This window comes from Maridesulfovibrio sp. (assembly GCF_963676065.1).
Classification (GTDB): Bacteria; Desulfobacterota; Desulfovibrionia; order Desulfovibrionales; family Desulfovibrionaceae; genus Maridesulfovibrio.
The window spans coordinates 3,744,286-3,755,911 of sequence record NZ_OY780933.1; the positions used below are offsets into that span (position 1 = coordinate 3,744,286).

Annotated in this window: 11 protein-coding genes; 2 read left to right on the forward strand and 9 right to left on the reverse strand. The window is 47.8% G+C overall.

Translation table 11 applies throughout. From position 1 onward, the window contains the following. Positions 1-140: 140 nt before the first annotated feature. The 5 genes from ACKU35_RS16785 to ACKU35_RS16805 all read right to left on the reverse strand — a co-directional run bounded on the left by ACKU35_RS16785 (position 141) and on the right by ACKU35_RS16805 (position 2,877). Positions 141-323, reverse strand: coding sequence for a hypothetical protein (locus ACKU35_RS16785; RefSeq protein WP_319761045.1), 183 nt, complete (start codon positions 321-323; stop codon positions 141-143). Positions 324-336: 13 nt separating this feature from the next. Next, entirely contained in the window at positions 337-729 is a 393-nt protein-coding gene (locus ACKU35_RS16790; RefSeq protein ID WP_319761047.1) for a Bbp16 family capsid cement protein, read from the reverse strand. 44 nt (positions 730-773) lie between these two features. Further along, positions 774-1,742: a major capsid protein gene (locus ACKU35_RS16795; protein WP_319761048.1), complete on the reverse strand. Its 969-nt coding sequence runs from the start codon at positions 1,740-1,742 to the stop codon at positions 774-776. A 170-nt stretch (positions 1,743-1,912) separates the two neighbouring features. Continuing rightward, positions 1,913-2,545 (reverse strand): endoprotease, encoded by a 633-nt coding sequence (locus ACKU35_RS16800; protein WP_319761050.1) that lies wholly within the window; start codon positions 2,543-2,545, stop codon positions 1,913-1,915. Then, positions 2,542-2,877 carry a hypothetical protein gene (locus tag ACKU35_RS16805; RefSeq protein WP_319761052.1) on the reverse strand — a complete coding sequence of 112 codons (336 nt, stop codon included), beginning with the start codon at positions 2,875-2,877 and terminating at the stop codon, positions 2,542-2,544. The genes ACKU35_RS16800 and ACKU35_RS16805 overlap by 4 nt, the downstream gene beginning before the upstream one ends. Before the next feature lie 294 nt (positions 2,878-3,171). Between ACKU35_RS16805 and ACKU35_RS16810 the strand changes: the two genes are divergently transcribed. Then, positions 3,172-5,580 carry an acetate--CoA ligase family protein gene (locus ACKU35_RS16810; RefSeq protein WP_319761054.1) on the forward strand — a complete coding sequence of 803 codons (2,409 nt, stop codon included), beginning with the start codon at positions 3,172-3,174 and terminating at the stop codon, positions 5,578-5,580. A gap of 509 nt (positions 5,581-6,089) precedes the next feature. On the opposite strand, the gene ACKU35_RS16815 is transcribed toward ACKU35_RS16810, so the two are convergent. Beyond that, positions 6,090-6,305 (reverse strand): hypothetical protein, encoded by a 216-nt coding sequence (locus ACKU35_RS16815; protein WP_319761056.1) that lies wholly within the window; start codon positions 6,303-6,305, stop codon positions 6,090-6,092. 335 nt (positions 6,306-6,640) lie between these two features. On the opposite strand from ACKU35_RS16815, the gene ACKU35_RS16820 reads away from it, so the two are divergent. Further along, positions 6,641-8,191, forward strand: a complete 1,551-nt coding sequence (locus ACKU35_RS16820; protein WP_319761058.1) for an FAD-dependent oxidoreductase — start codon at positions 6,641-6,643, stop codon at positions 8,189-8,191. A 153-nt stretch (positions 8,192-8,344) separates the two neighbouring features. On the opposite strand, the gene ACKU35_RS16825 is transcribed toward ACKU35_RS16820, so the two are convergent. Genes ACKU35_RS16825 through dgcN form a run of 3 tightly spaced genes read right to left on the reverse strand, consistent with a single transcriptional unit; the run spans position 8,345 to position 11,188 of the window. Further along, positions 8,345-9,190 (reverse strand): D-amino-acid transaminase, encoded by an 846-nt coding sequence (locus ACKU35_RS16825; protein WP_319761060.1) that lies wholly within the window; start codon positions 9,188-9,190, stop codon positions 8,345-8,347. Between the two features lie 34 nt (positions 9,191-9,224). After that, complete coding sequence (gene dgcA / locus ACKU35_RS16830; protein ID WP_319761062.1) at positions 9,225-10,193, reverse strand: N-acetyl-D-Glu racemase DgcA; 969 nt, start codon at positions 10,191-10,193, stop codon at positions 9,225-9,227. Beyond that, on the reverse strand, positions 10,193-11,188 hold the full coding sequence (dgcN, locus tag ACKU35_RS16835; protein WP_319761064.1) for an N-acetyltransferase DgcN: 996 nt from the start codon (positions 11,186-11,188) through the stop codon (positions 10,193-10,195). The genes dgcA and dgcN overlap by 1 nt, the downstream gene beginning before the upstream one ends. Positions 11,189-11,626: the final 438 nt, after the last annotated feature.

An 11,626-nucleotide genomic window follows, 5' to 3' on the forward strand; every position in this document is an offset into this window, starting at 1 on the left:
CTCCATATAAAAAATCTAACACTCTTTATAAATAAAATCCATTATAATAAAGCCTTAAAGCCACTTTCCATAATAAAATATTACAAAAAGCTGAAATCCCCCGGTCCTCATGAACCGGGGGAAACGATATAAATTACTTATTATTTGTCACCCGCCTCCTTTTTTGTGCCGCGAGCGTTTCTTTTTTTCTCACCGCCTACAGGATCAAAATGATCTGCGACATCAACTCCGGCGGGGTAATCAACACTCATCCCAGCCTTGAAAAGTTGCAATTTTCCCTGTGGATTCCTCACATAACAATCTTTTTTACAAACGAATTTCACTTAACTTCCTGCCTTAAATATTGGTCTGATCATCCATGATCAGGTAGCCGCTGATTTTACCGGCGGTAGCGTTGCTTCCGGTCACGGTAAATGACAATCTCAGAAAACCTTTATGCTTCACGGGCAATGAAGGAAGCGGAAAACTGAAGCCCTGCTTAAGGTCCGCAACTGGAATGGAGCCGGATTCAAAAAGGGTGTCGAAAAGCGCAAAATTATCATCTCCGGAAGCCTGTACGCCTACACGCAGACTGGTCAAGGTAGCGAAGTCTTCTCCGTCCACCAGCACCTTAAGCTTTACATTACCGCCGGAACCGCAATCTTCACCGACGCTGACAACATTCTGGGAAACGGCACTTGCAGTAACCGCCTGTTCTTCACAAAAACAAAGTTCTTTATCGAGATACATATTATTTTCCTTTATTGTTGATGATGATAAATATGATCCGGGCCTTACGCAGTAATTGCGGACTCAGTATTGAGGATGGAATCCACGCGACGGACCGGGCAACCCCAGAAGGTTGTTACGGGCTTGCCTTCCCAGTTTTCCGATTTGAGCATGACGTTATTTTTATCGGACGCTTCAATGTCGAGCAGGGTTTTCACGGTCTGGTTACAATAGATTGCAGTCCTGCCCATGTTGGTGTTGGGGATCATGTTCAGCCCCTCGATCAGCGCATGACGCAGAGAGTTGGAACCGAGATTCTCTGGATCAATGGAAGCAATACGCACAACATAACGCCAGTCGCGAACCACAAGACCGGGGGTCCATTTGTAATGGGTGCGCAGTCCCTGATATTTACCGCCGTTAACGTCTTCAAGGGTTACTTCACCAAGGTCCTTATGGCTCAAGCCGTTGGAACTGCCGCGAGGGAACGTGAAATGAACAGTCTGATCGGACCAGCAGACAATCCAGATAGATGTGCAGTTATCACCGCTACCGCCGAAATTGATGACGTTCTTGTGCTCAAGAGAATTGAAACGGGGTGCGAGACCGAGGAATTTTTCAGGTTCCAGAGAGGTGTCACCGTAAATGAAGGTCTCGGCAAATTCCTTATTCATCGCTTCGAGGAAGGCACGTTCCTCAGAAGTACGAAAGTTGGAGGAATGTCCGTTGAGATCGGAGAGAGCCTTATCCATTTCCGCGTATGATTCGAGCATGCCGCAAGTGTCATCGATCTGTTTGGTGCGGGATTTACTGGGCTTGATTCCGTAGTTGAGCTTACGCCAGCTCACAGTGGGCAGGTCGGTGCGCACGGTGGTGCGGTGGCCGGTCGGCAGGTTGCCCTCTACCCATGCGGAATCATCAAGGATTTCATTGCTGTTGGTCAGAACTTCAGTAACTTTAGCTACATCACCGTTGGGATCAAGACGATTTCCCCAATCAGAAAGAGTAAGTGCGTTCAATCCAAGAGTTGCCATAGTTAATTCTCCTGTAAAAATTCGGCCCTCTTGGGAGCTCTCGATTTAATGACGCTTTAAGCGTTCCGGATAAAAAGGACTGTATTTTGATAATCCGCTACACAAAACAAAAGGATCATTTTCCGGGCCTTCAGCTCATCTGCCCGGCCTAAAACATAGTGCCCGACTTTTTAAATAGGTTGATTGGGATACAGAATTTCCCCGATTGTTTTTTCCCGGGGAGCAGCTCCCCTGCCCTCCACATAAGAATCTTCCGCGAGACGTCTGCCCACGTTGTAAAAGGCTTTCACTACTTCGGGATGGCAGGAATATCCTGAATCCCGAATCATCTTAGCAAGGGCCGGAGACGCAAAAGTCTGCACAGCCTTGTTGGCCACTCCCATATTTTTACGGTAGTTGGCACCGTGCCATCCCGGAAGCGAACGGGTCTGACGTTCCCATTCCCCGGTCTGGGTCTGATGATCCTCATAGCGGGCCGCCTCCAAAGAGTTATGGAAATCAACAAGTTTCTGAGCCATTTCCCCACTTACACCGTTCTCATGAGCAAACTGGCGGAACTGGCGGTCAACATGCGGATCGATTTCGTCCTGCATTCCATAATCAAGCTCGTATGCTTCCGGCGCATCGGGAACAGGATGATCAGTCAGCCGATCTGCTTCCTGCACAACGGGATCAGGCTGTTCTTCCGATTCCTCAGCAAGGGTCTCACCGCCCAAGACAGGTTCAGCCACCTCATCGTCTGCGTTGACCTGCGGAGAATGGTGATCCGGCTGCTGGTCATCACCCACCGAAAAATCCATCATTTATGTTCCTCCTCTTCATGCCTCATCATTTCAGCCCGTTCACGAATAATGGAAAGATATATTTCCTCATCAGCTGTGATTACCGGGCCAAGGACATTTTCAATTACAAAATCATGAACCGCGACGTTGCGGTAGATGTCGCTCTCTTTGGAAAATAAAACAGCATTCACGCCTCCCTGCTCCAACAGAAAAGTAAAAATCCTTCTGCCGTGCGGGGTGTTGAACGTGGCGCGAACATCAGAAAGAAACTGCTCATTAATCCTGCGCTCTTCCTCGCGGACCTTCTCGGCCTCTAATTGTTCATCTTCCGGAAAACCGGAGTCCGTTATCATTCTAGCTGCTACCTCCTTCGTTTTGATTGATAGGGATAAAATTATGGAGCAGGTCAGGCCGATAAAGCTGTCCGGCATTTACGAGTCAACGAATTGTCCGGCCTCTTCAGTAGTCTTCCCGCCCCCTTCAAAATGCATAATAGGCATCAGGGCGGACCTGAATCAGGTGATTCGGGTCCGCCCTTCTCTTTTTTTGCAGAAAAATTAATTTTCAGGGCTAAACTCTACCTTGTGTCTACTTAGCCGGATGTGGCATATCTCTTTCAGGTAAAAATCTCATCCAAGCGAGTACATATGTTTACTGAAAACAAAATCAGCTTTGAAACTATCACCGACCTATTCGGCAATGCTGACAATGAAGGCCGCGACTATCTCTATGAGTATGAAGTATATAACCTGCTGGCTAATTCCGGTGCGGAAACACCTCCGGCCGCGAACCTGCTACCGCGCGGGGCACGTTTTTCTGATGAAGAGCTTACTTCCATGCCGGGAGACAAAACGGTTCTAAAAATCGTATCCCCGACTATTATCCATAAAACAGAGGTAGGCGGAGTTCGAATTGTAAAAAAAGAACCGTCTAAAATTAGATCCGCCGTGCGCGGCATGATGTATGAAGTACCGGAGAATTACGCCGCTTACATTGAGCGTAATCCCGATCACGGACCGGAAAAATACAAAGGATTTCACGGAGAAGCGCTGGTTAAAGCAATCAGCCGTGATCTTAAAGGGGTTTTACAGGTCCAGTTTATGCCGCCCGATTCCGATTCCTTCGGCAACGAACTTATTGTCGGCCTGCGCAGAACCAGAGAATTCGGCACCATCATAAGTGCAGGACTCGGTGGAACAGATACCGAACTTTACGCCGAGAGATTCCGTAAAGGTCAGGCAATTGTGGCGGCATCCGTGGATATGGTCGATGGGCAGTCCTTTTTTCAGCTGTTTAAAAATACCATTTCATATAAAAAACTGGCCGGACTCACCCGCGGACAACGACGCATTGTAACTGACGAACAGCTCATAGAGTGTTTTGAGTCCTTCATTGAAATGGGTAAATATTTTTCACCTTCCAATAAAGATACCGGGTTCGTGATTGATGAACTTGAAATCAACCCTTTTGCCTTCACCGAATATCTTATGGTTCCCTTGGACGGCATGTGCCGCTTTTCAAAAGCAGGCCAAAAGCCGCTGGCCCGTCCGGTACAAAAGATCCACAACCTTCTTCATCCTAAAAAGATAGGCATAATCGGTGTTTCTGCCACCCGCCGCAATTTCGGGCATATCATCCTCGATAATGTGCTGGCAGAAGGATACGAAAAAGAGAATGTGGTAATTATCCGCGAGGGCTGTTCTGAAATTGACGGAGTTCGTTGTGTTCCCGATCTCGATGCGCTGGAAGAGCAGCTGGACCTGTTTGTAATAGCCATTGCTGCTAAGCATGTACCCGATCTGGTAGATAAAATAATTGAACTTGATTGCGCTAAAAGCGTCATGCTCATCCCCGGCGGAATGGGAGAAACTGAAGACAGCAAAAAACGGGCGCAGCAGGTAATCTCCAGTATCAATGCAAAACATGCCGATGAAGATGGAGGACCTGTTTTTATCGGCGCCAACTGCATGGGAGTTGTTTCCCGTCCAGGTGGTTACGACACATGGTTCATCCCCGATGAAAAATACCCCAAAGATCGCACAGCTCCATATCAGAGAGCAGCTTTTATCAGCCAGAGCGGGGCATTTATGGTTTTCCGCTCCAGCCAGTGCCCGGAATTAAACCCGGCTTACATGATTTCCATGGGCAACCAGACCGACCTAACCCTCGGCGACATGGTTCATTATTTTAAGGACTCTTCGGAGGTCGACGTCATTGCGGTATACGCAGAAGGATTCAATGACCTCGACGGCCTTGAATTCTGCAGGGCCGTGCGGCAGGCAGTAATGAACGGCAAGGAAGTCGTGTTTTACAAAGCAGGCAGGACCCCGGAAGGCAAGACCGCTACCAGCGGACATACCGCATCGCTGGCCGGGGATTATATGGTCTGCGAAAGCTGTGTACAGCAGGCAGGAGCAATTGTCGCACGCACTTTTCAGGAATTTCAGGACCTGTTCATGCTTGCCGAAAAACTGAGCGGAAAAACCATTTGCGGCGACAGACTTGCCGCCGTAACCGGAGCCGGATTTGAAGCTGTCGGCATGGCCGACTCAATCCAGTCCGATGATTATGATATTGAGCTGGCGCGCTTCAGCGGAGAATCGCTTAAAGCCATAAACGAGATTCTTGAAGCCAGGAGACTTAATTCGCTGGTCACAGTCCAGAACCCTCTTGATCTGACCCCGGGATCAAACGATGAGGTTCACGCAGCCATGACCGAAATACTGGTAGCCGACCCGGCGGTGGATTCCATTGTCATCGGTCTGGACCCGCTTTCCCCTTCCATGCACACTCTGGCGGAACCGACAATTCCGGCCTTTTCAATGGAAGATGAAAACTCTCTCGGCAATCTACTGATAAAAATCGTAGCGAAGAGTGAGAAGCCCGTATTGGCGGTAGTGGACGGCGGAAGACTCTACGATCCCCTGCGCGATATGCTGCTGGCAAACGGAGTTCCGGTCTTTCCGGTATGCGACCGCGCAGTGGCGGCCATAGCCCTGTACACCAAAGCACGGACGCGAACAGAAGTAATCCGGCTGGCTCACGGATGTGATTAGCTGTATTCTTAAAACAAAAGGGCCGTGGTAGCTAAAACCACGGCCCTTACTTTATTCAGTATTTATCTATTGTAATCTATTAATATTCGTCACTGTAGCGTTTGACTAGCTTATCTTCACTGCTGGACTTTTTGACAACAACGCGAGCCTTTTCTGCATTAGCAAAAAAAACATTTTCAACAAACCTTGCTATTCCACATAACCAGCACATAAACATAAGATCGCTCCTACAACTTAAAGATACAATAAAAAGTGTCTTTCCAAGTTCATTTCAAGAACTTAAATTTCAGTGTACGCATAAAAAACACTCCGTCAATGACATTCGGTTAATTCTTTTTTTCACATTTATACCACCATCCACTTCATGAAGGTAAAGACCCCTAATCATACGAACGACGGAACTGAATGCAAATTCAGTTTTTCTAAAAATAGCAAACTGACCAAACAAAAACCCCGCTCTGCTGCCAGAACGGGGTTTTTGAATTTGATAAGAATAAAAACTAAAAAGATTAGTTCAAATCAAATGCATCTTTTTTAAAAAAACAATAAAACTCATCATCGCATCTATAATATTTCGCAATTATACCTTTAAAAGGCCCAACCACACTATCAAAATGCTTTGACTTAGCTAAAGATCTCTCTTCGACATACTGTTCCACTTGCGCTATTGCATTCAAAGAAACAAAAAAGAACACACCGAGTGCAAAATACAATTCTAAAGCCATTACCTAGCTCCTCCTGAAAGACGTTAAAAAAAGCATACACCTAAAAGTACTTTCGTCAACCGCTTTTTATTAATTCTTTTTTTCACATTCATTCAAACTTTAAACATTTTTTCACAACATACGATTTTAAAAATATTAGAATTGCTCTTTCCGCAATGAATTAAAGAAAAATACGCAGCAATTTAAATAATGATTCTTATGTTATAAAAAAAGCAGGCTTCATCGTTCACTTTTTAACAAGATTCAACTCTCAATAAATCACACTTTTACGTTGACTTTAGCAGGTCAGGCAGTAGAGGTAAGCGGACTTAAATAACCCAAAAAGGAATTTCGCCATGAAGCAGGTAGTAGTACAGATTAAAATTAAGCCCGGAGAGGTCAACAGCCCGGGAGCAATCCGCAACGAAGCGCTGAAAACAGCCGGATTACCCGACGATAAAAATATTTCCACCCGTGTGCTACGCCGCTCAATTGATGCCCGCTCCCGCAAACCGCACTTTGTGATGCAGGTAGCCATCGGGGACCCGGAATCAGTAGAACAAAAGAGTTCCGTCTTCACCCCTCAGCCCTTAAACGGGAAACAGATAGTTATAGCAGGAGCCGGACCCGCGGGATATTTTGCAGCCCTGACCCTGCTGGAACATGGCATCAAGCCGATCATTATAGAACGGGGCAGGACTGTTAACGACCGCCGCAAAGATTTGAAAAAAATATATACAGAAGACCTGATCAACCCTGATTCCAACTACTGCTTCGGTGAAGGCGGAGCAGGAACCTACTCCGACGGTAAACTCTACACACGAGCCACCAAACGCGGAAATGTGGGTAGAATTCTCGATCTGCTCATTGCCAACGGCGCTCCCGGAGACATTCGAATTGACGCCCACCCGCACCTCGGCTCTAATGTTCTTCCGCGCATTGTCAGCAAAATGCGCGAAGACATTCTCGCCTGCGGCGGAGAAATTCATTTCAACACCCGGGTAGATTCCTTTATTCTCGACGGAGACCGCATGACCGGGGTAATTGCCGCCGGTAATACAATCAAGGCCGATGCGGTAATCCTCGCCACCGGGCATTCAGCACGGGATATTTTCCACGCCCTCGCGGATCAGGACATTAAGATCGAAGCAAAACCTTTTGCTCTCGGCGTTCGCATCGAGCATCCCCAACCGTTGATTGATAAAATTTTTTACCACCAGTCCCCGCGCCACGAAAACCTACCTGCGGCAAGCTACCGTATTTCGACACAAGCCATGGGCCGCGGAGTCTTCTCCTTTTGCATGTGTCCCGGCGGATATATTGTACCGGCCTCCACCTCACCGGGGGAGCTGGTATTAAACGGAATGAGTCTGGCCGCGCGTAACGCCCCCTTTGCCAATGCCGGTCTTGTTGCGGAAGTTAAGCTTGAAGACCTCGAAAATCAGGAAAATCCGCTCTGCGCGCTGGAATATCAAGCTAATGCGGAAAAAAGAATGTTCGCCGCAGGAGATGGCATTACCCAGCAGGCTCCTGCCCAGCGGGTAACTGATTTCATTGCAGCACGCACCTCAAAATCAATCCCCAAGACATCATATATACCGGGTGTGTACAGCGCCCCTGTGCACGAGCTGCTGCCATTCATACAATCCGAAGCATTGCGCAACGGACTCAAAGCTCTGGGCAAAAAATTCAAAGGTTTCGACTCGGAAGAGGCAAAGGTGCTGGCGGTGGAATCGCGCACCAGTTCTCCTGTGCGCATCCCGCGTGACCGCGAAACACTGGAACATGTGCAGATAAAAGGTTTTTTTCCCTGTGGCGAAGGAGCAGGATACGCGGGAGGAATAATCTCAGCAGCTATGGACGGTGAAAAATGCGCCTTAGCCGCAGCCGCGAAAATTAATGAGTAATTCACTGTCATAATCACCGCCCACAACAACCGGGCGTATATATAAAAACAGGCGGTCCGCATCAATTGATGCGGACCGCCTTTTCAGCAATTAGGACAGGCTTTCACCTGTTCAGGAGCGCGTATACTTCCCCAAGCAACGCAAATATATCATTTAGCAGGAAGCCTTACGTGCTTCCTCAATGTAAACTTCACAAAGACGCTTGCTTACCGGACCGGGGGTTCCGTCACCAAGCTCAACGCCGTCAATTTCAAGAACCGGAGTAACAAAAGATGTTGCGGCGGTCATAAAAGCTTCAGTAGCCTTCTGAGCTTCTTCAATAGTGTAGGGGCGCTCTTCGATTTCCATTTTCATTTCTTCGGCGATACGAAGTACTGACTTGCGGGTAATGCCCGGAAGAATGGAGTTGGAAAGGTTACGGGTAATAATCTTTCCTTCTGCTGTCACGATGTAGGTATTGTTGGAAGAACCTTCGGTAACGAATCCATCTTCAACCATCCATGCATCATCTTTACCCTGCTTCTTGGCTTCAGTTTTAACCATGGAAGCGGCAAGCAACTGCACAGTCTTGATGTCGCGACGAGCCCAGCGAATATCAGGCATTGAAACAACACGCAGCCCCTTCTTTTCACCGGTCAGCTTCTTAGCCTGAGTAAAGAGAACCACGGTCTGCTCAAGGTCTTTAGGCATTACGAAATCACGGTCAATGGCGCCGCGGGTGATCTGAAGATAGATTGCACCTTCTTCCATATCGTTACGTTTGACCAGTTCACGGTGAATTTCGAGCAGTTCTTCGGAGCTCATGGGCATACCCATGCCGATTTCTCCAAGTGAACGTTCAAGACGGGCTACATGGCCTTCCCATTCACAGATTTTGCTATCAATAACAGCAGTAACTTCGTAGATGGCGTCCGCAAAAAGGAAACCACGGTCAAAAATAGAAACACTAGCCTCTTCTTCAGGCACAAAAGCGCCATTCACATATACTGTACGACTCATTTTATTCACTTATTCCATTATGAAAGATTAACAATTATCCCCACAATTCACTCTGCGGGGGAAAAACAAATTTATCATCGTATTCCAACGGGTGCTCTCTGTCTTCGGCCAAAAGTAACGGACCGTCAAGATCAACGACAGAGGCTCCGCTGGCGACAAGCATCGCAGGAGCCATGGCCAGCGAAGAACCGACCATGCAGCCGACCATAACATCATATCCGGCGGCTAAAGCAGCCTCCCGTAATTTGAGTGCCTCAGTCAGACCTCCGGTCTTATCCAGCTTGATGTTGACCATATCATATTTGCCTTTGAGAGCAGGCAGCGAATCACGGTCATGGCAGGATTCATCCGCACATACCGGCAGCACTCTGTCGATTTCAAGCAAAGCGTCATCATCGGATGCGGGCAGCGGCTGCTCCACCATCTCAACGCCCAGACGAACCAGCACAGGAGCCATTTCGCGATAGACGTCAGCTGTCCAGCCTTCATTTGCATCAACAATTATACGCGCATCCGGCGCACCGCGACGCACAGCTTCAATACGGGCGATATCTTCTATCCCGCCGCCGAGCTTTGTCTTGAGCAACGGCCTTGCTGAATTTTCAGCAGCCTGCTGTTCCATTTTTTCCGGTGTGCCGAGAGAAAGAGTATAGGCTGTAACTTCCGGGGTGGGCTCGCTTATTCCTGCCAGCTTCCATGCCGGAGTTCCGGTTTTCTTGGCTTCCAGATCCCAGAGCGCGCAGTCAACGGCATTGCGAGCGGCCCCGGGCTTAAGCGCGGACTGTAATTCCTCACGGGTAAGCGGGATTTTCAGGCCTTCAATCTGGGCGGTAACGGACTCCACAGTCTCGTTATAACGGGCATAGGGAACGCATTCCCCACGCCCGGTAAAACCGTCTTCTTCAATCTCTACCCGCAGCACAACGGCTTCGGTACGAGAACCGCGCGCGATGGTAAAAACCTGCGCCAGCGGGAAAACATCTTTTACAACCGAGATTTTCATTATACCAACGCCTCAACCAGACGGGATGCACCCTGACGGAAAGGATCGACAGCGGGAATACCCATCTGTTTTTCCACTTCGGCAAGATAAGTCATAGCTTCATCTTCAGTCATGTGCTGGGTATTTACGGAAACAGCTACGGCTTTGCACTCAGGATTTACAACTCTGGCAAGGGTCAATGCGGTATCGCGCAGTTCTTCAAGTGTGGGCTGCTGATAATCGGGCAGACCGCGCATGTGTTCACGAGTAGGCTCATGGCAAAGAATCAAAGCATCAGGCTGGCCGCCATGAACAAGCGCCATGGTCACACCGGAGTAGGATGCATGATACAGGCTGCCCTGCCCTTCAATGATATCCCAGTGATCAGGATCGTTGTCAGGGGTAAGGTATTCAACTGAACCGGCCATGAAGTCGGCGATTACAGCATCAAGGGGTACGCCGTTACCTTCAATGAGGATACCGGTCTGGCCGGTGGGGCGGAAAGTGGATTTAAGGCCCTGTTTTTTCATTTCGCGGTCGATGGCCAGTGCGGTATACATTTTACCAACGGAGCAGTCGGTTCCCACGGCAAGACAGCGCTTACCGGTGCGTTTTTTACCGGTGGCAATAGGATATTTCACATTGGGGATACGCACATCATGCAGTTTGCTGCCGCTTTTTTCCGCAGCTGCAACCAGCTCAGGCTGATCACGCAGCAGAGTATGCAAGCCGGAGGCGACATCCATACCAGCTTCAAGAGCTTCAACCAAAATAGTTTTCCAGCTGTCGGAAATAATTCCGCCGCGGTTTACAACGCCGACAACAAGTGTCTTGGCACCGGCTTCAACCGCTTCTTTAATAGTAAGGTCTTTGATTCCGAGGTCGGCCTTGCAGCCTTCCATGCGAAACTGTCCGGCAACGGCTTCAGGTCTCCAATCGTAAATACCCTGAGCCATTTTAGCGCCCAGTGCATCAGGAGCATCTCCGAGAAAAAGTAAATACGGTGCTTCAAACATGGTTACTATCCCCTTTAAAATTTAGTCTTTTTATTTGATTCTGCGGACCTATCAATTTGCATGCCATTGGTTAACATGCAAAGATAAAATCACAATATAACGGCAAGTTACAAATCACAGAACCATCGCCTTAAATTCCACGCGCCTTAAAAGCACAGCAGAATGCATAAAATTGTCTATGTGAAGCTTTTACCAGACTTTATAATCGACAAAAACGTTATTCGTTAAATTTAATTCTATTTTTTACTTATTTTTTAAATTTTATGCGTTTTTAACCTCGTATTTACGAAGCTGACTCAAAATGATTTCACAATATTGTATACAGCATTTTAAAAGACCTTATCTCTTAAGGTTTTAAAGCAATAAAAAGCACTTCTGACCAAAATACATAGATTAAAAATAACAAAGCCTTCCGCAAATAATTGCAGAAGGCTTTGT